This window comes from Streptomyces sp. NPDC006385 (assembly GCF_040612485.1).
Taxonomy (GTDB): Bacteria; Actinomycetota; Actinomycetes; order Streptomycetales; family Streptomycetaceae; genus Streptomyces.
The window spans coordinates 21224-43296 of sequence record NZ_JBEXQG010000040.1 but is presented as its reverse complement, the minus strand read 5'-3'; the positions used below and the strand labels follow the sequence as shown (position 1 = coordinate 43296).

Here is a 22073-nt window from a genome sequence, read left to right as displayed (position 1 = left end):
CCGGCGCCCGCATCCCCGCCGCCCTGCCTCAGGGCACCCGTGCGCGCACCCCGGCCCGATCGCCGGAGGAAACCGCACCCCGCCTACTCGTACGCCCCGCCGCAACTGCCCCGGAGGAGAAAGAGCATGAGCCGTAGCGACGTCCTGGTCGACGCCGACTGGCTGCAGGAGCACCTCGACGACGAGAACATCGCGATCGTGGAGGTGGACGAGGACACGTCCGCCTACGAGAAGAACCACATCAAGAACGCGATCCGCATCGACTGGACCAAGGACCTGCAGGACCCGGTCCGCCGTGACTTCGTCGACCAGGCAGGCTTCGAGAAGCTGCTGTCGGAGAAGGGCATCGCCAACGACACGCTGGTGATCCTCTACGGCGGCAACAACAACTGGTTCGCGTCCTACGCCTACTGGTACTTCAAGCTCTACGGCCACGAGAACGTCAAGCTCCTCGACGGTGGCCGCAAGAAGTGGGAGCTCGACGCCCGCGAGCTGGTCGCCGGCGACGAGGTGCCGGAGCGCCCGAAGACCGACTACAAGGCCAAGCCGCAGGACACGTCGATCCGTGCCTTCCGCGACGACGTCGTGGCCGCCATCGGCTCGCAGAACCTGGTCGACGTCCGTTCGCCCGACGAGTTCTCCGGCAAGCTGCTCGCCCCGGCCCACCTGCCGCAGGAGCAGTCCCAGCGCCCGGGCCACGTCCCGAGCGCCCGCAACATCCCGTGGTCGAAGAACGCCAACGACGACGGCACCTTCAAGTCGGACGACGAGCTCAAGGAGCTCTACGCCGAGGAGCAGGTCGACCTGGCCAAGGACACCATCGCCTACTGCCGCATCGGTGAGCGCTCCGCGCTGACCTGGTTCGTCCTGCACGAGCTGCTCGGCGTGGAGAACGTCAAGAACTACGACGGCTCCTGGACCGAGTACGGCTCTCTCGTCGGCGTTCCGATCGAGCTCGGCGCCAACAAGTAAGCAGACACCCGCAAACCCCGACCGGCCTTCCTTTCCGGTCAGACCCCTTCTGGAGAAAGACATGTGTGGAGCGAAGGCCGGCGGCCCCGACGCCTCGACGATCAAGCCCGGTGAGACCACCATCCAGGGCCAGGTGACCCGCGACGGCGAGCCGGTGACGGGCTACGTCCGTCTCCTCGACTCGACCGGCGAGTTCACCGCGGAGGTCCCCACCTCCGCCACGGGCCAGTTCCGCTTCTACGCGGCCGAGGGCACCTGGACCGTACGCGCCCTGGTCCCCGGCGGCACCGCCGACCGCACGGTCGTCGCCCAGAAGGGCGGCCTGGCGGAGGTCGCGATCGCGGTCTGATCGCAAGCGCATGTGACGGCCGAGGGGCCGCACCCCATGGGTTGGACGCCTGGGGTGCGGCCCTTTTGGCGTGCACAGACCTACCCTGGAGACATGTACGCACGCCGGCGTCACATCTACTTCGCCATGATGGGGACGTGCCTCACGCTTTTCGTCCTCGCCTGGGGCGTCGTACGCCTGTGGTCGGTGCCGGTGGCCGTGGGCATGTGCGTGGTCGCCATGGTCATCCCGCCCGTGGCCGCGATGATCGCCAACCGGCGGGGGCCGGAGGACCGGTGGTGGGACGACCCGTCCGGTGACCCGCAGTCCGACGAGTGGTGGAACGAGCTGGACGGCAAGAAGCGCCGGTAGCACCAAGGCGGACATGCCGACCGCGAGGGTGTCCACCGTCGGGAACCGGACGCGGACGCCGACCGGTCAGTAGACCAGTGCCTGCGTCTCGTCCCCGAGAGCCTCCTGCACGAAGACCTGCGCCCCGGCGATCCGTACGCCCTCGATGACGTCCTTCTCCGTGATGTCCCGGCGGGCCGCGCACTGGGTGCACAGGGTGACGCGGCCGCCGGCCAGGAGCGAGTCGAGCAGGTCGGGCAGTGGGGCGGCGTGCGGCAACTCGAACTCCGCGGCACGGCCCGGCAGCGCGAACCAGGCGCTCTCGCCGGTCAGCCACAGGGACACGTCCACGCCGCTGGCCACGGCCACCGCCGCCACCGTGAAGGCCTGCGAGCAGCGTTCGGGGGCGTCGGCCCCGGCCGTCACCTTGATCACGAGCTTCTTCGCCATGGCCGAATCGTAATCAACTCCCCTACAACCCCGGGTGCGGGCCGGGGGTCTCCTGTGCGCACGCATACGGAATACAGGCTTCACGTTCTGTGGGGGGACGTTTTGGAAGGATCCGAAGAGATACCAGGGGCGGCTGACGCGCCGGTCGTGCGGCCGCGACGCCGTGGGCGTACCGCGCTGCTGATCGCCGGTGCCGCCGTGCTCGGGCTCGTGGCCGGGACCTGCGCCGGTTACCTGGTCCAGGCCGACCGCGAGCCCACCAAGCTGCCCTCGCTCTCGCAGCCGAAGCTGACGCAGGCCGAGGGCGAGGCGCCCGAGCCGCTGTCGGCCGCGCGGGACCGGCGGGTGAGGACCGACGGTGACCTGCGCAAGCTGCTGCTGAAGAAGCCGCGCGGGGCAAAGAGCGCCGAGTGGCTGAGCGGTGCCGACGGCTGGATGGACCTGGCCGACTACGCGGGCACTTTCGAGGAGCCGGGCGCTGTCTTCGGCGAGCTGATCAGCGAGGAGTTCCGGCGCGCGGCCGTCGTCGGCTGGGAGGACGGCGACCAGACGGTGGAGATCCGGCTGGTCCAGTTCCGGCAGGAGGAGTCCACCGCGGCCGCCGACAGCACCGACGACTCCCAGTACTGGGCGGAGACCGAGGACGTCGACAGCTGGGTCGTTCCCGGCACCGAGGACGGCATGGCCTACGTCTACGCCGACCCCGAATCCGAGCCCGGCTATCTGCCGCTGTACTCGGCGGAGGCGTTCGCGTGGCGCGGTGACATCGCGATGCAGGTCTTCGCCTACGACACGAAGCCGATCACCAAGAAGACGATCATGAGCTTGGCCGAGCGGCAGATGGAGCGGCTGTGAGTGAGAACCAGACGGAGCCGGTCGGCACGGCGCGGGCGGTCGAACCCGCACCCGCGGCGCAGCCTGTGCCGGATGGTGCGCCCTCGGCGGCCCCGCCGGCCCCGCCCGCGCCCGCCAAGAAGCGCCTGCGCCTGCGCCGGGGCCGTGTCGCCGCCGTCGCCGGGGCCGTCCTGCTGGTGGGGGCCCTCGTCGCCGGAGTCGGCCACACCGTCGTCACCGTGCGGGACGCCGACCGGGACGCGGGAGCGCCGGTGTGGAAGTTCCCGGCGGACAAGGCCGGCGACGAGAAGGCGCCCAGCGCCTCGGGGCTGGCCGGGATGCTGGTGCCGTACGGCACCGACGGCTGGGTGCGAGGGCCGGACCTCGGCGAGTTCGGCTCGGACACGCAGCTCACCGGCGCCGAGGCGACGGCCCTGAACAAGGAGTCGCTGCGCGATCTGCCGCGCTCGCAGCGGCGGCAACTGGAGAAGCAGTCGAACCGGCTGCGCCTCAAGGGCATGGCGATGCGCAGCTACTTCAGCGCGTACGGCAGCGGGCTCCACCAGGATCTCGTCGCCGACATCTACTCGGTGAGCATCGTGCTCAGCCAGATGGAGAACCGCGCGGCCGTGCGGGACATGGCGACGTTCCAGACCGAGTTCTTCGACGCCCTGGACATCTTCCGCGAGGGCCCGAAGGTCAAGGGCCACAAGAACGCCAAGTGCTTCCTGACACCCAAGGAGGCCGCGGAGGACATCGACAGCATGTTCTGCTCCGCCTACGTGGGAGACGTCCTGGTCACCGCCACGGCGGACGGCGTCAGGCCACTCGACAGCAAGGGCGTCGCGATGCTCCTGAGCACCCAGCTCGACCGCATCGCCGAGCCGGGGGAGGCGGTATGACCGAGCACCAGCGACAGAACACCGAGCCGGGGACCCCCGCGCCGGACCTCACGTCCCCGGTCACCCCCGCGCCGTCCGTCCCCGCCCCGCAGCTCGCGACCGCTGAGCCGCAGGCGGTCGACTTGACCGCCCCGCCGCGGACAGCCGACCCGGCCGACCCGCACGCGGCCCACCCGCACGCACACCCGGCGCCCCCGCACGCGCCCCCGCCCCTCCCCGGTATGCCCCCGCTCCTCCCCCCACCCCCCGTCAAGAAGGACCGTCGCGTCCTGCGCGCCGTGCTTCGGTGGACCGCTGCCGTCGTCGTGTTCGCGGCGGTCGGGGCCGGGACGGCGTACGGGATCGCAGGGATGGAGCGGACCGATGTGCCGGGGCTGGCGACCGGGTCGGACGGGCGGTGGGAGTATCCGACGCTGCGCAAGCCGCCGTTGCCGTCCGGCAGCCCGGGGCCCTTCGCCGCGGACAACAAGGCCGAGACCCACCACGCCGACCTGCGCGCCCTCGTGCTGCCCGCGCCCGAGGGGGCCGAGGAGGACGCGGCGCTGCGCGGCGAGGACGGCTGGCTGCCCACCAAGGACTTCCTGGCGGAGTACGCCGAGAAGGACGAGCGCGAGGAGCTCCGGCAGAAGCTCGTCGACAGCGGGCTGCGCCACATCGCCGCCCGCGGCTGGACCACCCAGGACGGCACGCACACCCGCGTCTACCTGCTCCGCTTCGACACCGCCGCCGTCGTGGACGATCTGGTCACCGACCTCGCCCCGTACAGCGGACCGGCGTACAAGCTGCGCGGTACCGACGCCTCGGTCCTGGACAACGGCTTCGCCGAGGTCCCCTGGCCCGGAAAGTTCCCGCGCCTCGCCTACGACGAGTCCAAGCCGTACGGCACCGAGCAGGTCCGGCAGGCGTACGTGTCCGCCGGCGACGTCCTCGCCGTGGTCGTCCAGTCGCGCAAGGGCACCGCGAAGGCCGTGCCCTTCCAGCAGACGGTGACGTTGCAGAGCCAGCTGCTCGGCTGACCCCGCGAGGGCGTACCTCACACGGAGGGCCGGTCCCCGGCCGCGTAAGCTGGGGGCCGGCCCTGTGTATGTACCGCAACACCTCCGCTCAATCGAGGAGCACCCCGTGGAGATCTTCTTCGAAGCCCTGCTGGTCCTGGTCTGCGTCGGCGTGATCGCCTTCGCCGGGCTGACCGTGAAGAAGCTGTACCAGGGCCAGCGCTGACCGCCATCACCGACGTACGAGACTTCTGAGCTGCTCATGATCGAGATCCCGTCCGACCTCCACAAGGACCTCGTCCCCCTCGCCTTCCTGCTCGGCAACTGGGCGGGCGCGGGCGTGCACGACTTCCCCGACTCGGAGAAGTGCAACTTCGGTCAGGAGGTCACCTTCACACACGATGGCCGGGACTTCCTGGAGTACCAGTCCCACACCTGGGTGCTCGACAACGACGGCAACAAGGTCAGGGCGCTGGAGTCGGAGCACGGCTTCTGGCGCATCGACGCCGAGCGCAAGGTCGAGGTGACGATGGTCCGCAACGACGGCGTCGTCGAGGTCTGGTACGGCGAGCTCGCCGACAAGAAGCCGCAGATCGACCTGGTGACGGACGCGGTGGCCCGGACGGCCGCCTCCGGCCCCTACACCGGTGGCAAGCGGCTGTACGGCTACGTCAAGAGCGACCTGATGTGGGTCGGCGAGAAGCAGACCCCCGAGGTCGAGCTGCGCCCCTACATGTCGGCGCACCTGAAGAAGGTCGTCACCCCGGAGGAGGTCGAGCGCTGGGCCAAGGCCCTTCCGGACGACCTTCCGGACGACGGGATCGCCTTCTTCAAGTAGGCAGCCGTTCGAGTGGCTCTAGACTTTCCGGTGTGGTGAGCACCGACTGGAAGAGCGACCTCAGGCAGCGCGGCTATCGGCTGACGCCGCAGCGGCAACTCGTGCTCGAAGCCGTGGACACCCTTGAGCACGCGACCCCCGACGACATCCTCGTGGAAGTGAGGAAGACGGCGTCGGGGGTCAACATTTCCACCGTGTACCGGACCCTGGAGCTCCTGGAGGAACTCGGGCTCGTCAGCCACGCCCACCTCGGGCACGGCGCGCCGACGTATCACCTGGCGGACCGGCACCATCACATCCACCTCGTGTGCCGGGACTGCTCGGACGTGATCGAGGCCGATCTGTCGGTGGCCGCCGAGTTCACGGCCAAGCTGCGCGAGACCTTCGGGTTCGACACCGACATGAAACACTTCGCGATCTTCGGCCGGTGCCAGGAATGTGCGCTGAAGAGTTCAACTACCGAGTCGTAGGCTTAGTCGTATGAAAAGCCCCCTGCTGACCTTGCCCGGCGCCGTGCCCGCCGAGGGCGTGGACGAAGGCGTCGCCGCCCACTACGGCGATCTGTTCCGCGAGCAGCGCGCCCTCGCCGACGGCACCGGTTTCGTCGACCTCTCGCACCGCGGGGTCGTCACCGTCTCCGGCGAGGACCGGCTGAGCTGGCTGCATCTCCTGCTCACCCAGCACGTCACCGAGCTTCCCGCGGGCGAGGCCACCGAGGCGCTGATCCTCTCCGCCCATGGCCACATCGAGCACGCGCTGTACCTGGTGGACGACGGCGCCACGGTCTGGGCCCATGTCGAGCCCGGCACGCAGGACGCGCTGATCGCGTACCTGGAGTCGATGAAGTTCTTCTACCGGGTCGACGTCGCCGACCGGACCACCGACTTCGCGGTCGTCCACCTGCCCGCCGGGTCCATCGCCGAGGTGCCCGAGGGCGTCGTCGTACGCGAGACGGCGTACGGCCGTGATCTCTTCCTCCCGCGCGCGGACCTGGAGTCGTACGCCGCGAGGACGGGCCCGGCGGTCGGGATCCTGGCGCACGAGGCGCTGCGCGTGGAGAACCACCGCCCGCGCCTCGGCTTCGAGACCGACCACCGCACCATCCCGCACGAGCTGGGCTGGATCGACACCGCGGTGCATCTCCAGAAGGGGTGCTACCGCGGGCAGGAGACGGTGGCCCGGGTGCAGAACCTCGGCAAGCCGCCGCGTCGGCTGGTCTTCCTGCACCTGGACGGCAGCGAGGTCCATCTGCCGGCCCACGGCACCGAGATCCGGCTCGCGGACGAGGGGCCCGACGGGCGCCGGATCGGCTTCGTCACGACGTCCGTACGCCACCACGAGCTCGGCCCGGTCGCCCTCGCGCTGGTCAAGCGGAACGTGCCGGTGGACGCGCGGCTGGTGGCGGGGGAGACGGCGGCGGCGCAGGAGGTCGTGGTCGAGCCCTGACGGCCGGCACCGACGAGCGGAGTGACCGGCGGTGATCAGACCTCGATCAGCACCGTGAACGGACCGTCATTCGTCAAGGACACCCGCATACTGGCGCCGAACCGGCCCGTCGCCACCGTCGCGCCCAGCGCCCGGAGCTGGGCGACGACCTCGTCCACGAGCGGCTCGGCGACATCGCCGGGGGCGGCGGCGTTCCAGGTGGGGCGGCGGCCCTTGCGGGCGTCGCCGTAGAGGGTGAACTGGCTGATGACGAGGAGCGGGGCGTCGATGTCGCTGCACGACTTCTCGTCGTGCAGCATGCGGATCGACCAGAGCTTGCGGGCGAGTTGGGCCGCCTTCTCCTTGGTGTCCTCGTGTGTGACCCCGACGAGCACGCACAGCCCCTCGCCGGTGATCTCCCCGACCGTCTCGCCGTCCACGACGACACTCGCGCCGTCCACTCTCTGCACCACAGCTCGCATGCCGCCATCATGCCGTGGGCGGGGAAGTGCCTCGTAAGGGGCCTCTTTTTTGATCCTTAAGCCACCATCTGGGGCTGTTCGTGGGCACTCGGTCACATAGCGGCCACTTGGGATGGCACCATGCTTCCACACGCCGGTCGAGGGGACGGTAGAGGCACATGAGCACACCGAGTACCGGGCAGCCCCCTGGGGCTGTCGTGTTGAACCACGCGATCCAGTCGGCCGGTCTCCGGCCGCCCACCCAACGCACCGCCGACGATCCGGGCCCGGGCGCGGATCCGCGGCTGCCGGTGGAGCCGCCCGAGCACGACCTGACCGAGCTCAGCCTGGCGGAGCTGCGCACGCTGCGCAGGGACGCCCAGCGGGACGAGGCGGACCTGAGTTACGTACGGCGGCTGTTGCAGGGGCGGATCGACATCCTGCGGGCGGAGCTGGCACGGCGCTCCCCGGCGGGCGCGGCGTCCGTCGTGGAGCGTCTCCCGGAGATCCTGACCGACGCCCCGGCCCGCCACCGCTCCTCGGCCCGCCATGTGACGCTGGGCACCCCGCAGAGCGAGGAGTACCGGCGGCTGGCGGCGGAGATGCTCGCCGAGGTCGAGCTGTCGGACCTCCAGGCGCGTACGGATGTCGAGCTGAACACCGCGATGGGGCGGCTCGTGGGGTACGAGCAGCAGGTGTCGCGGCGCCGCCAGCGGCTGCAGCGGACGGCTGACGACGTCGGCGCGGAGATCACGCGCCGGTACCGCGACGGCGAGGCACAGGTGGACGACCTGCTCGTCTAGCCGACTCCGTCCACAGGCTGTGGACGGGCGGGCGGGCGCCCGCCGAGCCCAGGGCGCGGCGGGCAGTCAGGGCACGGTGGGGACGGGGGAAATCCCGGCGACACCCCCGTGCCCGTCCGCCTACCGTGGCCCCATGAGCCGTCCCGCACCCCGTATCGACGTCCGCTCGATCACCGAGGCCGACATTCCCGACTGGACCCGGGCGCTGAACACCGGCTTCCTGCGCACCCCCGACGTGTCCGAGCAGGAGGTCGCCGACCGCGCCTCCTACATCGTCCCGGCCCGTACCCTCGGCGCCTTCGACGCCGGACGCTGTGTCGCCACCTTCCGGTCGTTCCCGCAGGAGCTCACCGTGGTCGGCGGCGCGACCGTCCCCGCCGACGCCATCTCGAACGTCACCGTCACCCCCACCCACCGCCGCCGCGGCCTGCTCACCCGGATGATGACCCACGACCTGGCGGCCGCGAAGGACCGAGGTGACGTCGTCGCGACCCTGATCTCCGCCGAGTACCCGATCTACGGCCGCTACGGCTTCGGGCCCGCCACCTGGACGGCCCAGTGGACGATCGACGTCCCGCGCACCGGCCTCGACCCCAGGTGGGCCGGCCCCGACGACGGCGGCCGTGTCGACATCGTGGACGGGGCCGACGTACGCAAGATCGGCCCGGAGCTGCACGAGCGGATGCGGGGCGCCCAGCCGGGTGCCGTGGACCGGGACGAGCGCTGGTGGCAGGTCAGGACGGGCGTGCTGCGCCTGGACCGGGACCCGTGGACCGACCCCTACTTCGCCGTGTACCGCTCGGCGGGCGGCGAGGTCGAGGGGCTGGTGGCGTACACGGCGGACGACCACTGGAGCGACGGCAAGCAGCCGCTGGACACGGCGAGCGTCCAAGGGCTGATCGCCACGACCCCGGGTGCCGAGCGCGCCCTGTGGCACTACCTGTGCTCGATCGACTGGATCACCACGGTCAAGAGCGGCTGGCGGGCCCCCGACGACCTGCTGCCCTTCTACCTGCCCGATCCGCGCGCCGCCCGGGTCACGACGCTGGTGGACTGGTTGTGGGTGCGGATCCTGGATGTCGTACGGGCCATGGAGGCGCGGTCGTACGAGGGGCGGGGGGCGCTGGTGCTGGAGGTCGTGGACGAGGGTGGGCTGACGGGCGGGCGGTACCGGCTGGAGGTGTCCGCGGACGGGGCCACCTGTGCGCCGACGACGGCTGCCGCCGAACTCACCCTCGACGTCGCGGACTTGGCCCGGCTGTGGCTGGGCGACGAGTCCGCCGTGCGGCTTGCCGCGCTGGGGCGGGTGCGGGAAGGGCGAGCGGGCGCCGCCCGGGTGGCCGACGCCCTGCTGCGTACGTCCAGGCGGCCTTGGTGCCCGGACATCTTCTGAGGTCTCCTCTCCGCCGACGACGGGGGACTCATCCGTAGCGAGCTGTGCGGTTGTGGTTGTTGTTCGGTTGTGGCTGTGCGATCACGCTGTTCGGTTGTCGGTGTGAAGTTGTGGCTGTGCTGACCGGTCGGGCTCCCGGCTCCCCTCCGGGAGGGAGCCCGACCGGACGAACCTCTGGCGGCCAACCCTCGGGAAGTTTGACCATGTTGCTTAAGTTGGCGACCAACTTCACTGTAGTTATGACCGCTTGGACGCGTCTCATAACCACCATCCCGGGAACTGCCTAAAGATGGCGGGAAGTTGTAGTGTTTGGTCGTGGAGCCGAAACACGCCTCCGTCACTGGACGGAACAGGTCACAGCGGCCACAGAAGTCACATCGGGAGGTGGCCGACGAGCTGCGCGCCCGGATCACATCGGGTGAACTGCGGCCCGGCCAGCGCATGCCCACCCAGGCCAAGCTGGCCGACGAGTTCGGCGTCGAGCGCGGAGCCGTACGGCAGGCCCTGCGCATCCTTCAGTCGGAGCATCTGCTCACCAACGTGTCCAAAGGGGCCCCGGCGACCGTCGCCCCCGACCTCGGCAGGGCGCTGACCGGCGCCGGAGCCCCACCGCAGCCCACCATGGTGGCCCTCGCCCCGCGTATCGCGGCCGCCTTCGCCGCCCCGCACGTCGAGATCGACGCCCTGTGTCTGACCTCGGTCTCCCTCACGCTCGCCATCGGCGAACCGCTCCGCCAGATCCACGCCGGACAGCTGAAACCGGCCAAGGTCGACGTCCGCGTCCTGCTGCCGAGCCGCGACATCTCGCTCGCCTTCCCGACGCCGGTGGACTCCTCGGCCGACGACGCCGACGAACGGCTGCGCCGGCGCTGGCTGGCCCAGCGCAACGCCCAGGGACAGGTGCTCCGGCACAACCTGCTGGCGCTGCGCTCGACGCACGGTATCGACGTGCGGGTCAGCTTCCGCGCGCTGCCGTTCACGCCGCCGGTGAAGCTGTACCTGCTCAACAGCACGGAGGCGCTTTTCGCCTACTACACACTGACACGCAGCGAGGTGGAGATCGACCACCAGCACCTGGAGATGTACGACGCCCCGGGCATCCAGTCGACGCTGTTCGCCTTCGAGCAGGGGGCGGGGCTGCGGGACACGACCTTCGTGGAGCAGTCGCACGTGTGGTTCAACGCGCTGTGGGAGACGATCAGTTCGGAGCTTGTGCTCACGAGCTGAACGTCTCCCACAGGGGTTGACCTGTGCTTTTGTTGCTCTTGTGGTGCGCATGGCTCATAGGGCGGGCCCCGAGACCAACAGCGCGAGGACGACGGCGCCGATCGAGCTGACGGCCGGGCTCTTGGCCTTGATGCCTATGGTGAGCAGCAGCAGGCCGATCACGCCGGTGGCTCCGTACTTCCATTGGAGGGTCTGCTCGACGCCGACGACGAAGACAGCGGAGAGGAGTGCGAGGACGGGCATCGGTGTTTCCCCCTTCGGGCTCCTGGGGATGGAAGGATTACTTCCACCAACTCAACCAACTTGGCGCCAACTCTTACTAAGTAGTCCCCACTTGGCCCCTACTTTGAAACAAGCTGCGAACAACTCCCCTTGGTTAGGTAGGAGTTGTAGCGTTTGGTCGTGACTCAGGAGAACGTGGCAGTGAACGGCAGCAGGAGACTCTCTCCCCAGGAGATCGCCGACATCCTGCGGGAACGGATCCGCGTCGGAGACCTCAAGGCCGGTGACCGCCTGCCCACCCAGGCCGAGCTGGCCGAGGAGTTCGGCGTGGAGCGAGGCACCGTACGCCAGGCCCTGCGCGCGCTCCAGGAGGACGGCCTCCTCACCAACGTCAGCAAGGGCAGCCCGCCGCGGATCGCCCTGCCGCCCCCCACCCGGGGCGCCCCCCAGCCGACGATGGTCAGCCTGGCCCCGCGTCTGACGGAGGCCTTCGGCGCGCCGCAGGTCCGTGTGGACGTCGTGTGCCACACCTCCGAGACCCTGATGCTGGCCCTCGGCGAGCCGCTGCGGCTGATCCACGAGGGCTCCATCCGCCCCCAGGCGATCGACGTCCGGATACTGCTGCCGTCCCGGGACATCCATCTCGCCTTCCCGGTGCTGGTCGAGGGGCGGGGCGACGACGACCCCGTGCACCAGCGCTGGCTGGCCATGCGCAACGCGCAGGCCCAGGTGCTGCGCCACAACCTCCTGGCCATCCGCTCCACCCACGGCGTGGACGTCCATGTCACCTTCCGCGCGCTGCCGTTCACCCCGCCGATGAAGCTGTACCTGCTCAACGGCGACGAGGCGCTCATCGGCTACTACGTCCTCACCGAACGCCAGGAGGAGTACGAGAGCCAGACGCTGGACATGTACGACGCCCTCGGCTCCCAGTCCCTCCTCTTCTCCTTCGTACGACGGGCCGGACAGCGCGACGCCGCGTTCGTGGAGGAATCCCAGAAGTGGTTCGACGCCCTCTGGGCAACCATCAGCACGGACCTGACACTCTCCTAGTGACTTCTGATACGACGCAGACTGAACCGGTGACCGCCAAGACCGAGAACGACACGCAGCGGCTCCGGGAACTGATCACCCGCCCCCGCATCGTGCTCTGGGACTTCGACGGGCCCATCTGCCGGCTGTTCGCCGGGCACTCGGCGGAGCGGGTGGCCACCGACCTGGTCGAGTGGCTGGAGGGGCGGGGGTTGCACGGCCTGCTGACGGAGGCCGAACGGGAGTCGCTGGACCCGCATGTCGTCCTGCGCGCCGTCGACCGCCGGCACCCGGGCAGCGACCTGGTGGCGGAGCTGGAGGAACGTCTCACCCAGGAGGAGCTCCGGGCGACCTCCTCCGCGATGCCCACGGCGTACGCCGACCCGCTGATACGCACCTGGACGGCGGTCGGAGCCCGGCTGGCCATCGCCACCAACAACTCCCCCCGGGTGGTCCGCAGGTACCTGGACAGCCGCGGGCTGCTCTCCTGCTTCCACCCCCACCTCTACGGCCGCACCCAGAACCTCCACCAGCTCAAACCGGACCCGCACTGCCTCAACCGGGCCCTGAGCGCCATGGGCGCCGCTCCCCCGTCCGCCCTGATGATCGGCGACACGCCCTCGGACCTCGCCGCCGCCAACCGCGCCGGCGTCCCCTTCCTGGGCTACGCGCGTAACGCGCGCAAGGAGAAGCTGCTGCGGGCGGCGGGGGCCACGGTCGTCGTGGAGTCGCTGGGGTCGGTACTGACCCTGGTCCGGGCTCAGGCCTGAATCATCAGCAGCGCGAACACCACGGCGGCCCCGACCGCCAGGCCGGCCCGCCGCGCCCGTAAGCCGACCCCGACCGCGAAGAGGAGCACCACACCGACGACGCCGAGCCGCGTCTCCGCCTCCATGCCCAGGAAGAGTTCGAAGAGTCCCCGGGCGACCTGAAGCTGGAACATAGCCCCACCCACCTTCCGCTTTCCTGCAACTCCGCAACCATCCGTCCAATTGGACGGCTTGGCCTGTGACTGGTCTGCCCTGCCGTAGAGATCCCCTAACCAACTGGCCTGAATGGCAGGCGGGTTGACCGGCGGCTGGTTTGCCGGTGGACGGAAAGCGGTACGGTCCACACGTGGAGGCACAGCAGAGCGGCGACGGCGGCATCAGGGAGTTCCAGCGGGTCGCCCACGAGTTGCGCGCCCGAATGACCGACGGCCCCTACACGCTGGGCTCCTTCCTGCCGTCCCAGCGCGACCTGGCCGAGGAGTTCGGAGTCTCCCGGGACACCGTCCAGCGGGCCCTGCGGGAGCTCGTCGACGAGGGCTGGATCGAATCGCGGCAGGGCAGCGGCTCGAAGGTGATCAAGACCCAGCGCATACAGTCCTCGACTCCCAAGGCCACCAGGTCGCGCCGGGGCATCACGCTCGAGTCCCTCATCGGCGAGGCCTTCGAGCAGCCCGAAGTCACCCTGGACGTCTACACGTTGACATCGGAGTCCCTGTACTGGCGTATCCAGCAGCAGGCCGACCGGATCCGCGGCCGCTCCATCAGCCCGCGGCGGATCGGTCTGCGCATGCTCCTGCCCGCCGAGACGAAGACCCTGCCGTATCCGCGCGTCAAGGACGACCCCGACGACACCCGTCTGCGCGAGCGACTGCACGACATCACGGAGCGCCACACGAAGTCGCTGCGGGAGTCGCTGGGCGCCCTCAAGACCGAGGGGTGGGTGCCGTCGGTGGATGTCGAGATCCGCCGGGCGCCGCTGCCCCCCGCCTTCAAGCTCTACCTGTTCAACGGCGCCGAAGCGCTGCACGGGCCGTACGAGGTCATCGAGCGGAAGATCGAGCTGGAACCCGGCGAGGAGATCACCGCGCTCGATGTGCTGGGTCTCGGGGCCACGCTCACGCACCACGTGAAGGACGAGGAGCCGAACTCGTCCGGGACGGTGTTCGTGGAGAGCATGCAGAAGTGGTTCGACTCGGTCTGGGATCTGCTGTCCGAGTAGCGGAATGGCTGCCCACAGCGTGCTGCTAGCATGCCCGCACCGATTGAGCAACCGTTCCCGTTCGCGCGTATGTGATGGCGAACAAGCCAGACGTCGAGCGGCCCCCGAAGACTTCGTGCAGGAGAGTGGCGAACCACCCCCAGCGGCCACTCGCGCCTCGCCATGTCGTGCGGGGCAGAGCATCACGTGTTAACCGTTTGGCATACCGTCCTCGTTTCACCCTCACCCGGAGCGGCCAGTGGGCGCACCACCCCTTCCCCGTCCCGTGCACGGGGGGCGCGCCACGCCCGACGACGTCATCTGGGAGTTCGTGGCGCAGGCCGAGACGCAGGGCCAGGCGAGCAGCGGGCACCACAACCGGAACTACGTGCTGCCGCTCACGGAAGACGTGGCCTGGCACATGGGGCGCGAGGCCGGCACGTCCGTGACCGTGCGGGTCAGACGCGCCGACGCGCTGCCCGTCGTGATCAGGACCTGGAACGACGAGGCGCAGATCCTCGACGCCATCCGGGGGGTCCTGCCCCACGTACCGGAGTGCCTCCACAAAGGGGACCGCTTCTCGATCCACAGCTATGTGGAAGGCATGCCGCTGTCCAGCGTCTGCGGAAACGGCAAACCCGTGGACACCCTGCTCGTCAGGGCCCTGGCCGGCCTGCTCGCCCAGATGGCCCAGGTGCGCCGGGGCGCGCTACCGCCCCTGCCGGCGGTATGGCCGCGCAACGACATGGACAGCCAGGGGTTTCTCCAGACGCTGGCGCGCCTCGCCGACCGGCAGATCCGGCAGCCCAATTGGCAGGTGTTCGGTGGGCTGTTCGCGGCGCTCGGCATCCCTGAGGACGCGCTGATCCGGCTCGCCGAGCGGGTGCCCGCCATGGCCCGGCGGCCGTACAGCCTGCTGCACGCGGACCTGCACCGGGACAACCTGATCGTCTCCTACGCCGGTGACCCGCCCCTGATCTGCGTCGACTGGGAGCTGGCGACCTACGGCGACCCCCTGCACGACCTGGCGACGCACCTGGTGCGCATGCGGTACCCGTCCCACCAGTGGGCGGAAGTCGTCGACGCCTGGGCCGGGGCCATGCAGGAGATCCGGCCGGCGGCCGTCAACGGGCTGGGCAAGGACCTGCCCCGGTACGTCGCCTTCGAGCGGGCGCAGTCGGTCTACCCGGACGTCATGCGCGCCGCGCGGTCGCTGGAGGAACCGTTCACTCAGAAGCGGCTCGACGAGGCGACGGCGGAGGTGCGCCGCGCTCTGGAGGCGGCGGCGGAACCGCTGCGCCTGGGGAGCGTCCCGGGCAAGCACGAAATCGAGCGGGCCCTCTTCCGGTGGCTGGCATCGCGCAGCCACGGCGGTATCAACGGCCGTGCCTGGGTCAGGAAGGCCTTCACCTGGAGGCCCGACCGGCGGCTCGGCGCTCGGGTCGACTTTCCCGCCTCGGCCGTGCGCAAGGCCCTGCTGGTGGAGGGTGCCGCCCCGGCGGACCGGGTGTTCAAGGGGACCGCGCACCTCAACACGGTCGTCACGGTGCCGGGCGTCGACTTCCCCGTGGTCGTGCGGCGCAGGCTGCCCGACGTCTGCCGTCGGGAGCCCAGCTTTCTCAGCGAGCACGCCGTGCTCCGCGCGATCGAGGAGGCACCCGTCGAGGTGGCGGCGCCGAGAGCGCTCGCGCTGGGGGTGAGCTACGCGAACGATCTGGGGGTGAGCTACGCGAACGACCCGTTCGCCATTCACACCTACGTCGGATCGCGCGACAAACCTCCCAGCCACCCGGTGCACGGTCTGCTCCCGCACGAGGCGGACGGGCTCGTCGACCAGCTCTCCGCGCTGACACAGGTGGACTACAAGCAAGTCGACCCGACCGCCGGGGAAGGCGGCTTCTTCGCGTGGCTGATGAGCCAACTGGTGGAGCTGGTCAGGGACTTGCCCAAGGAGTCGCAGCAGTTGGCCCGCTTCCTGGGGCTCCCCGACGCGGGGCGTCTGGAGCAGATCCTGTCCTGCCACCGGGTCGGCCACCGCAAGCCCTCGCTGCTGCACGGCGACCTGAACCCGTGGAACCTCGTGCGCCGGGACGACCGCCTGGCGGTGACCATCATCGACTGGGAGATGGCGGTGGTCGGCGACCCCCTCTACGACCTGGTCCGGCACATGCACCTCACCCCGACCCGGCCGGAGATCCGGGACCGCATGTTCCGGCGCTGGGAGCGCGGGCTGCCGGGCGAGTTCACCAGGGACTGGCAACTGGACTGGCGGGTCTACCGGGGCATCGAGACCGTGCGGTCCGCCTACGTCGACCTGGACCGCCTGGTCACCGGCGTGAGCATGGACGCTCCCAACGTGCGCCGGGCGGTGGACTCGTACCCGATGACCCTGGCCGCGGCCACCGCCTTCCTCGGGCTCCCCGTCCGCCCGACGGCGAACCCCTATCTTGCCCGCGCTCTCGCCTAGGGGGACCATGACCTCACCCAAAGGCGGTACGTCCACGGGCATATGACGGTCCGCCGGGCGTCGCGACGTGGAGGTGAGTCGGGGATGCCCGAGCGGGGGAACGGATCGGCCGAGGGCGGGTTCGGGCAGTGGCTGAGGCGACATCAGGACCGTTTCGAGCCGGTGGTGACCCGGGTCCTGCTGATCGGCATCTTCGTCACCGGGCTGACCGCGCAGTTCGTCAAACCGGTCGGTGACGCCCTCCAGGGCAAGGCGTTCCTCGGCGGCGCCCTGCTCAGCCTGGTCGGCTACGTGCTGTACGACGCGGTCCGGGAGCTGTCCTCGTCGGTGCGGGTGCCGTCGCGCGCCCTCGTGAACTCGAGCCAGCTCGGCGGTTTCGTCAGCGAGGCCTTCCAGGCCCGGCGGGTGGAGATCAGTTTCCTCGGCTACACCGGCGAGACCCTCTACAACGAGCTGTACCACCGCCTGGAGGGCCTCTTCGACAATCCGGGGCCCACCCGGCACGTCTCGGTGCGGATGCTCGTACCGGACTTCGGGCAGCCGATGACCGTCCCCTCGAAGGTCGGCGACGACGGCCGTCCGGTGGACGACGAGGCATTCCGGTCGCGCATGATCCGGCGCTGTCAGGAGTACGACGACATCCTGGCGGACCTCGCCGGGCGGCTCACCGCCACCGGGAGGCTGACCGTTCGGTGCGAGTACCGCTGCTATCCCGGCATACCGCGCGACAAGATCTGCATCTTCAACCGCGTCCAGGTGCTGCACGGTCTGTACGACCTGTCGGCGCGGATGCGGCTGCGCGAGACGGGTCCGGAGTTCTACGACCCCAAGGGCTACCGGACCGACCTCAACGTGTGGTCCCGGGAGGGCACGGCTGCCGCCGAGGCGGCCGTTTCCACGTGGATCAAGCACTTCGACGACCTTTGGTCGCTGGCGAGGCGACCGGACTGGCCGCAGCGGGCGGCTGCCTGAGGTCACCGCTCCCGGCGCGGCCGCGCGTAGGCTCACCGCCATGAGCGAGACCGGCACGAACGAGACGGGCACGAACGAGACGGGCGCCCCGAGCGAGGTCGGGCTGCGTGAGCGCAAGAAGCGGCGGATGTACCGGACCGTGTCGGACACCGCCATCCGCCTCTTCCTTCAGAGGGGCTTCGACGCCGTCTCCGTCGCCGAGGTGGCCGCCGCCGCCGAGATCTCCAAGCCGACGCTCTTTCGGTACTTCCCGGCGAAGGAGGATCTCGTCCTGTACAGGATCGCCGACCACGAGGGCGAGGCCGCGCGGGTCGTGCGGCAGGGGCCCTCGCCCGTGAGGGCGCTGCGGCGGCACTTTCTCGACGGACTGGAGCGGTGCGACCCGATCACCGGGCTCAACGAGGATCCCGAGGTGCTCGCCTTCCACGCGCTGCTGTACGGGACTCCCGCCCTGGTCGCCCGCCTGTACGCGCACCTGGAGCGGTCGGAGGCCGCTCTCGCGGAGGCGCTGGGCGGGGATCTCGACGCGCGGCTGGCCGCCGGGCAGATCGTCGCCGTGCAGCGGATCCTGGCCCAGGAGAACTGGCGGCGGATCGCGGCGGGGGAGCGGGTGGCCGAGGTGAAACGCGATGCCGTGGCGGCGGCCGAGCGGGCGTTCGGGGCGTTGGAGGCGAGGGTGCCGGGGCCGGCGGTTTTGTGAGGCTGGGTAAAAAATTTAACTCGGTTACGTTATTTCGGTACGCTCCATGGAATGACGTCACTGCACCGTGAGCTCGCCCGGGAACGCGCCCACCACGACCGCTGCCGCACCGCCCTCACCGCCCTCGTCGAGGGCGCCCAGGAACACGTCGTCACCGGCGAGGACGTCTCCGCCTCCGGCGCCGACGCCGAGGTGCTCGGGTACCGGTTGCGCAGCCGGGCCAAGGAGATGCGCGAGCTGCCCGAAGGGCCGTTGTTCTTCGGGCGGTTGGAGTTCGCCGACACAGAGCGGCAGGCGCTGCACATCGGACGGCTGCGCATCAACGAGCACCCGGCCGACCCGCCCCTCGTCGTCGACTGGCGTGCCCCCGCCTCCCGCGCCTTCTACCAGGCATCCGTCCACGACCCGCAGGGCGTCGCCGTACGGCGAAGGTTCGGCTGGGCGCCCGGCAGCCGCGGGGACTCCGCCGACCTCACCGGCCTGGAGGACGAGCACCTCGACCGGGGCGAGTCCCGGGCGAGCGAGATCGTCGCCCGGGAGATCGAGCGCCCCCGTGTCGGGCCGATGCGGGACATCGCGGCCACCATCCAGCCCGAGCAGGACGATCTCGTACGGGGCGACCTCGGCGTCTCCGTCTGTGTGCAGGGCGCTCCGGGCACCGGCAAGACCGCCGTCGGCCTGCACCGCGCCGCCTACCTGCTCTACACCCACCCGCAGCGCATCCAGCGCGGCGGCCTGCTGATCCTCGGTCCCCACCGCACCTTCCTGACGTACATCTCCCAGGTGCTGCCCGCCCTCGGCGAGACCGGTGTACGCCAGTGCACGCTGCGGGACGAGATCGCCCGGCATCCGGTCGCCGGAACCGACGACGAGCGGGCCGCCGGCCTGAAGCACGACGTGCGGATGGCACAGGTCCTGCGGCGGGCGCTGTACGCGGGGGTGGGCGCCGAGGGTGCCGACGCCGTCGTGGTGCCCGACGGCTCCTACCGGTGGCGGGTCCCGGAGGACGAGCTGCTGCGGATCGTGGAGGGGGTGCGGGGCGAGGAGCCGCCGTACGCCGTCGGGCGGGAGCGGGTGCGGACGCGGGTGGTACGGCACATCCAGGCCCAGGCGGAGCGGCGTGCCGGTCCGCGGAGCAACGCCTGGGTGCGGAGGATCTCGCGGGCGCGGGCGGTCGGGGCGTACGTCGACGCCGTGTGGCCGCGGGTCCGGCCCGAGGAGGTCGTGACCCAGCTCCTCAGCGATCCCGCCCTGTTGGAGCAGTCCGCCCGGGGACTGCTCGATGCCGACGAGCAGAAGGCGCTGCTGTGGGCGAAGCCGCCCCGGTCGTGGAAGTCGGCACGCTGGTCGGCCGCCGACCTCGTGCTGCTGGACGAGGTGGCCGGGCTCATCGAGCATCCGCAGGGGTACGGCCATGTCGTCGTCGACGAGGCGCAGGACCTGTCGCCGATGGAGTGCCGGGCGATCGCGCGCCGGGCGCCCTTCGGGTCGCTGACCGTACTCGGGGATCTGGCGCAGGGGACGACGCCCTGGGCCGCGCGGTCGTGGGAGACGGTGCTGCGGCATCTGGGGAAGCCGGACGCGGTGGTCGTACCGCTCACGACGGGGTTCCGGGTGCCCGGGGCGGTGCTGTCGCTGGCCAACCGGCTGCTGGAGCGGCTCGATGTGGAGGTGCCGGCGGCTCGTTCGCTGCGGGGCGGCGGGGAGGTGCGGTTCCGGGAGGCCGGCGGCGATCTGCCGGGGGCGGTCGTGGGCGCGGTACGGGACGCGCTGGCCCGGCAGGGGTCCGTGGGGGTCGTCGCCGCCGACGGGGACGTGGCGCGGGTGCGGGAGGCGCTGGGGGCGGCCGGGATCGAGGCGGGGGGCGCGGACGACCTGGGGGCGCGGGTGGCGGTCGTGCCGGCCAGTGTGGTGAAGGGGCTGGAGTACGACCATGTCGTCGCCGTGGAGCCGGCGGCGATCGTGGCGGCGGAGGAGCGGGGGTTGCAGCGGCTGTATGTGGTGGTGACGCGGGCGGTGGCGGGGCTGGAGGTGGTGCATGGGAGGCCGCTGCCGTGGTGAGGGACCGCGCGACCTCCCGCGCGTCGCTACGCCGCGTCCAGGAGGGGGATCAACTGTTCTTCCTCGTACGCCAGATGCGCCTCCAGTTCCGCCGTCAGGCGCTCCACCTCGGCGCGGGCGGCAACCGGATCCGCGTCCTCGGCGGACACGACCCGGCGCAGGTCCTCGACGAGCTCGGCGATCCGCTCGTGCTCCTCACCCAGCCGGGCCAGCGTGGGCGCGAACTGCGGGAAGCGGTCGGCCAGGACCGGGAACATGCCCAGGTCCTCGCCGGTGTGGTGGTTGTGCAGGCCGGCGCAGAAGGTCAGGCAGTTGACGCGGAGCTGGGCGCCGAGAGTCGTACCGCGGCCGTTGCCCATCTCCTCGCGTATCAGGGCGAGTTCGCGGCGGAAGGCGTCGTGGACGACCTTGATGGCCTCGCCCATGGAGGAGGCGTTGATGTTCGGCGGGCCACCCTGGGCGATCTCGTGCAGGGCCACGACGGGGATCACCCGGTCCGTCTTCTCCTGGTACTCCGCCCAGCCCGGGTCCGCCTCCACGGCCCGCGCGAACGCCCGGTCGCGCTCGTCGCCTTCGAGCACGACCGCTCGCGCCTCGTAGGTGAAGGCGCCGCTCTCGACGGTGACCTGGGGGTTCGCGACGAGGTTGTGGAACCACGCCGGGTGCTTGTCGGCGCCGGCGGCCGAGGCGATGACCAGGACGCGGTCGCCGCCGTCGGGGAGGTAGCCGACGGGGGTGGTGTGCGGGCGGCCGGTGCGGGCGCCGGTGGTGGTGAGCAGGAGGAGCCGGGCACCTTCGAAGTAGCCGCCCACGCGCCCCTTGTGGGCGCGGAACTCGTCGATCACCTGTTGATTGAAGTCGTTGGGCATTCTCTCTCTTTCTCTGTCGCTGGTTTCCGTACGGAGGGAAGGCGAAGAGAAAGAGGCGGGCTCCTGGCCCGCCGCCGCGACCTCAATCAGAGGCCGGGCAACACCCAACTCGCTCACGGCACAAGGCCGACCCGGCAGTCATGGGGCAGACGGTACCGTCCGTCCCATGACGACCGCCACGGAATTCCAGGAGATCCCCACGACCACGCTCGCCGACCTGCTGGGGCGCGGGCAGGTGATGGACCTCGGCATCCGGCCGCTCTGGGGCCCGGTCCCGCGCGTCGCGGGCCCGGCGTACACGGTGTCGTGCCCGCCCGGCGACAACCTCATGCTGCACGCGGCCGTCCACCGGGCGCCGGCCGGCTCGGTCGTGGTGGTGGAGTCGGGCGATCGCGACTACGCCCTGGCCGGCGGGAACGTCTGCGCCGTGGCCCGGCGTCGCGGAATCGCCGCGTTCGTCGCCGACGGGGTGATCAGGGACCTGGCAGAGGTGCGGGAGGCGGGCTTCCCGGTGTTCGCGCGGGGCGTCATCCCGATCCCGGGCACCAAGGCGGCCGTACGGCCGCTGAACGAGCGGGTGCGGTGCGGGGGCGTGGCGGTCGACGCCGGGGACGTCGTGGTGGCCGACGAGGAGGGCGTCGTGGTCGTCCCCGCCGCCCGCCGGGAGGAGATCCTCGCGGCGGCGCGGGCCAGGCTGGCCAAAGAGGCGGCCGAGTCCCTCGACGCGTGGGAGGCCGCGCACCGGGCCCGGATCGACGAGATCCTGGCCGAGGGCGGGTTCGAGGGCTGAGCCGCGTGCCCCC

General features: G+C 70.7%; 25 protein-coding genes. 20 read left to right on the top strand and 5 right to left on the bottom strand.

The window, feature by feature from the left end; all coding sequences use genetic code 11:
* Positions 1-126 precede the first annotated feature (126 nt).
* From ABZ078_RS27135 to ABZ078_RS27125, 3 genes are all read left to right on the top strand, one after another.
* Positions 127-972, top strand: a complete 846-nt coding sequence (locus ABZ078_RS27135; protein ID WP_019755962.1) for a rhodanese-like domain-containing protein — start codon at positions 127-129, stop codon at positions 970-972.
* 61 nt (positions 973-1033) lie between these two features.
* Positions 1034-1321 carry a DUF1416 domain-containing protein gene (locus ABZ078_RS27130; protein ID WP_009189358.1) on the top strand — a complete coding sequence of 96 codons (288 nt, stop codon included), beginning with the start codon at positions 1034-1036 and terminating at the stop codon, positions 1319-1321.
* Between the two features lie 93 nt (positions 1322-1414).
* Positions 1415-1672 (top strand): DUF3099 domain-containing protein, encoded by a 258-nt coding sequence (locus ABZ078_RS27125; RefSeq protein WP_356579332.1) that lies wholly within the window; start codon positions 1415-1417, stop codon positions 1670-1672.
* A 66-nt stretch (positions 1673-1738) separates the two neighbouring features.
* Here the strand turns inward: ABZ078_RS27125 and ABZ078_RS27120 are convergent, their stop codons facing one another.
* Positions 1739-2101, bottom strand: coding sequence for a DsrE family protein (locus ABZ078_RS27120; protein ID WP_356579330.1), 363 nt, complete (start codon positions 2099-2101; stop codon positions 1739-1741).
* A 147-nt stretch (positions 2102-2248) separates the two neighbouring features.
* Here ABZ078_RS27120 and ABZ078_RS27115 point away from each other — a divergent pair, with 147 nt between their 5' ends.
* The 6 genes from ABZ078_RS27115 (at position 2249) to ABZ078_RS27090 (ending at position 7116) form a co-directional block, all read left to right on the top strand.
* Positions 2249-2956 carry a hypothetical protein gene (locus tag ABZ078_RS27115; RefSeq protein WP_356579328.1) on the top strand — a complete coding sequence of 236 codons (708 nt, stop codon included), beginning with the start codon at positions 2249-2251 and terminating at the stop codon, positions 2954-2956.
* Complete coding sequence (locus tag ABZ078_RS27110) at positions 2953-3837, top strand: hypothetical protein (protein ID WP_356579326.1); 885 nt, start codon at positions 2953-2955, stop codon at positions 3835-3837. The genes ABZ078_RS27115 and ABZ078_RS27110 overlap by 4 nt, the downstream gene beginning before the upstream one ends.
* Positions 3838-4058: 221 nt before the next feature.
* Entirely contained in the window at positions 4059-4853 is a 795-nt protein-coding gene (locus ABZ078_RS27105; protein WP_356579401.1) for a hypothetical protein, read from the top strand.
* A gap of 241 nt (positions 4854-5094) precedes the next feature.
* The gene (locus ABZ078_RS27100; protein ID WP_356579324.1) at positions 5095-5670 is read left to right on the top strand and encodes an FABP family protein; all 576 of its coding nucleotides are present in this window, start codon (positions 5095-5097) and stop codon (positions 5668-5670) included.
* Positions 5671-5702: 32 nt separating this feature from the next.
* Complete coding sequence (locus ABZ078_RS27095) at positions 5703-6140, top strand: transcriptional repressor (RefSeq protein ID WP_356579322.1); 438 nt, start codon at positions 5703-5705, stop codon at positions 6138-6140.
* A gap of 10 nt (positions 6141-6150) precedes the next feature.
* A complete protein-coding gene (locus ABZ078_RS27090; protein ID WP_356579320.1) occupies positions 6151-7116 on the top strand; it encodes a folate-binding protein in 966 nt (321 codons plus the stop codon).
* A gap of 35 nt (positions 7117-7151) precedes the next feature.
* On the opposite strand, the gene dtd is transcribed toward ABZ078_RS27090, so the two are convergent.
* A complete protein-coding gene (gene dtd, locus ABZ078_RS27085; protein ID WP_356579318.1) occupies positions 7152-7577 on the bottom strand; it encodes a D-aminoacyl-tRNA deacylase in 426 nt (141 codons plus the stop codon).
* A 158-nt stretch (positions 7578-7735) separates the two neighbouring features.
* Between dtd and ABZ078_RS27080 the strand changes: the two genes are divergently transcribed.
* The 3 genes from ABZ078_RS27080 (at position 7736) to ABZ078_RS27070 (ending at position 10979) form a co-directional block, all read left to right on the top strand.
* Entirely contained in the window at positions 7736-8359 is a 624-nt protein-coding gene (locus ABZ078_RS27080) for an aerial mycelium formation protein (RefSeq protein ID WP_356579316.1), read from the top strand.
* Between the two features lie 133 nt (positions 8360-8492).
* Positions 8493-9752 carry a GNAT family N-acetyltransferase gene (locus ABZ078_RS27075; RefSeq protein WP_356579314.1) on the top strand — a complete coding sequence of 420 codons (1260 nt, stop codon included), beginning with the start codon at positions 8493-8495 and terminating at the stop codon, positions 9750-9752.
* A gap of 309 nt (positions 9753-10061) precedes the next feature.
* Positions 10062-10979, top strand: coding sequence for a GntR family transcriptional regulator (locus tag ABZ078_RS27070; protein ID WP_356579312.1), 918 nt, complete (start codon positions 10062-10064; stop codon positions 10977-10979).
* Between the two features lie 54 nt (positions 10980-11033).
* On the opposite strand, the gene ABZ078_RS27065 is transcribed toward ABZ078_RS27070, so the two are convergent.
* Entirely contained in the window at positions 11034-11222 is a 189-nt protein-coding gene (locus ABZ078_RS27065; protein WP_356579310.1) for a hypothetical protein, read from the bottom strand.
* Positions 11223-11375: 153 nt separating this feature from the next.
* Here ABZ078_RS27065 and ABZ078_RS27060 point away from each other — a divergent pair, with 153 nt between their 5' ends.
* Both ABZ078_RS27060 and ABZ078_RS27055 read left to right on the top strand, forming a co-directional pair.
* Entirely contained in the window at positions 11376-12254 is an 879-nt protein-coding gene (locus ABZ078_RS27060) for a winged helix-turn-helix domain-containing protein (protein ID WP_356579308.1), read from the top strand.
* A gap of 29 nt (positions 12255-12283) precedes the next feature.
* Positions 12284-13003, top strand: coding sequence for an HAD family hydrolase (locus ABZ078_RS27055; RefSeq protein WP_356579305.1), 720 nt, complete (start codon positions 12284-12286; stop codon positions 13001-13003).
* Here ABZ078_RS27055 and ABZ078_RS27050 read toward each other — a convergent pair.
* A complete protein-coding gene (locus tag ABZ078_RS27050; protein ID WP_356579303.1) occupies positions 12994-13176 on the bottom strand; it encodes a hypothetical protein in 183 nt (60 codons plus the stop codon). The genes ABZ078_RS27055 and ABZ078_RS27050 overlap by 10 nt on opposite strands.
* A gap of 173 nt (positions 13177-13349) precedes the next feature.
* Here ABZ078_RS27050 and ABZ078_RS27045 point away from each other — a divergent pair, with 173 nt between their 5' ends.
* From ABZ078_RS27045 to ABZ078_RS27025, 5 genes are all read left to right on the top strand, one after another.
* Positions 13350-14222: a winged helix-turn-helix domain-containing protein gene (locus ABZ078_RS27045; RefSeq protein WP_356579301.1), complete on the top strand. Its 873-nt coding sequence runs from the start codon at positions 13350-13352 to the stop codon at positions 14220-14222.
* Positions 14223-14622: 400 nt separating this feature from the next.
* Positions 14623-16668 (top strand): aminoglycoside phosphotransferase family protein, encoded by a 2046-nt coding sequence (locus ABZ078_RS27040; RefSeq protein WP_356579399.1) that lies wholly within the window; start codon positions 14623-14625, stop codon positions 16666-16668.
* An 84-nt stretch (positions 16669-16752) separates the two neighbouring features.
* Positions 16753-17640, top strand: a complete 888-nt coding sequence (locus ABZ078_RS27035) for a hypothetical protein (RefSeq protein ID WP_356579299.1) — start codon at positions 16753-16755, stop codon at positions 17638-17640.
* 40 nt (positions 17641-17680) lie between these two features.
* Positions 17681-18340, top strand: a complete 660-nt coding sequence (locus ABZ078_RS27030; protein ID WP_356579297.1) for a TetR family transcriptional regulator — start codon at positions 17681-17683, stop codon at positions 18338-18340.
* Between the two features lie 51 nt (positions 18341-18391).
* Positions 18392-20401, top strand: a complete 2010-nt coding sequence (locus ABZ078_RS27025) for an AAA family ATPase (protein ID WP_356579295.1) — start codon at positions 18392-18394, stop codon at positions 20399-20401.
* A gap of 26 nt (positions 20402-20427) precedes the next feature.
* On the opposite strand, the gene ABZ078_RS27020 is transcribed toward ABZ078_RS27025, so the two are convergent.
* Positions 20428-21270, bottom strand: a complete 843-nt coding sequence (locus tag ABZ078_RS27020; RefSeq protein WP_356579293.1) for a nitroreductase/quinone reductase family protein — start codon at positions 21268-21270, stop codon at positions 20428-20430.
* A gap of 166 nt (positions 21271-21436) precedes the next feature.
* Between ABZ078_RS27020 and ABZ078_RS27015 the strand changes: the two genes are divergently transcribed.
* Positions 21437-22060 (top strand): RraA family protein, encoded by a 624-nt coding sequence (locus ABZ078_RS27015; RefSeq protein WP_356579291.1) that lies wholly within the window; start codon positions 21437-21439, stop codon positions 22058-22060.
* The last annotated feature ends 13 nt before the right edge of the window (positions 22061-22073 follow it).

Bases quoted from the DNA above. Each gene is read 5' to 3' on its own strand.
- ABZ078_RS27135 (WP_019755962.1), top strand. From the start codon at position 127: ATGAGCCGTAGCGACGTCCTGGTCGACGCCGACTGGCTGCAGGAGCAC.
- ABZ078_RS27130 (WP_009189358.1), top strand. From the start codon at position 1,034: ATGTGTGGAGCGAAGGCCGGCGGCCCCGACGCCTCGACGATCAAGCCC.
- ABZ078_RS27125 (WP_356579332.1), top strand. From the start codon at position 1,415: ATGTACGCACGCCGGCGTCACATCTACTTCGCCATGATGGGGACGTGC.
- ABZ078_RS27120 (WP_356579330.1), bottom strand. From the start codon at position 2,101: ATGGCGAAGAAGCTCGTGATCAAGGTGACGGCCGGGGCCGACGCCCCC.
- ABZ078_RS27105 (WP_356579401.1), top strand. From the start codon at position 4,059: ATGCCCCCGCTCCTCCCCCCACCCCCCGTCAAGAAGGACCGTCGCGTC.
- ABZ078_RS27100 (WP_356579324.1), top strand. From the start codon at position 5,095: ATGATCGAGATCCCGTCCGACCTCCACAAGGACCTCGTCCCCCTCGCC.
- ABZ078_RS27090 (WP_356579320.1), top strand. From the start codon at position 6,151: ATGAAAAGCCCCCTGCTGACCTTGCCCGGCGCCGTGCCCGCCGAGGGC.
- dtd (WP_356579318.1), bottom strand. From the start codon at position 7,577: ATGCGAGCTGTGGTGCAGAGAGTGGACGGCGCGAGTGTCGTCGTGGAC.
- ABZ078_RS27080 (WP_356579316.1), top strand. From the start codon at position 7,736: ATGAGCACACCGAGTACCGGGCAGCCCCCTGGGGCTGTCGTGTTGAAC.
- ABZ078_RS27075 (WP_356579314.1), top strand. From the start codon at position 8,493: ATGAGCCGTCCCGCACCCCGTATCGACGTCCGCTCGATCACCGAGGCC.
- ABZ078_RS27065 (WP_356579310.1), bottom strand. From the start codon at position 11,222: ATGCCCGTCCTCGCACTCCTCTCCGCTGTCTTCGTCGTCGGCGTCGAG.
- ABZ078_RS27050 (WP_356579303.1), bottom strand. From the start codon at position 13,176: ATGTTCCAGCTTCAGGTCGCCCGGGGACTCTTCGAACTCTTCCTGGGC.
- ABZ078_RS27040 (WP_356579399.1), top strand. From the start codon at position 14,623: ATGGGGCGCGAGGCCGGCACGTCCGTGACCGTGCGGGTCAGACGCGCC.
- ABZ078_RS27035 (WP_356579299.1), top strand. From the start codon at position 16,753: ATGCCCGAGCGGGGGAACGGATCGGCCGAGGGCGGGTTCGGGCAGTGG.
- ABZ078_RS27030 (WP_356579297.1), top strand. From the start codon at position 17,681: ATGAGCGAGACCGGCACGAACGAGACGGGCACGAACGAGACGGGCGCC.
- ABZ078_RS27025 (WP_356579295.1), top strand. From the start codon at position 18,392: ATGACGTCACTGCACCGTGAGCTCGCCCGGGAACGCGCCCACCACGAC.
- ABZ078_RS27020 (WP_356579293.1), bottom strand. From the start codon at position 21,270: ATGCCCAACGACTTCAATCAACAGGTGATCGACGAGTTCCGCGCCCAC.
- ABZ078_RS27015 (WP_356579291.1), top strand. From the start codon at position 21,437: ATGACGACCGCCACGGAATTCCAGGAGATCCCCACGACCACGCTCGCC.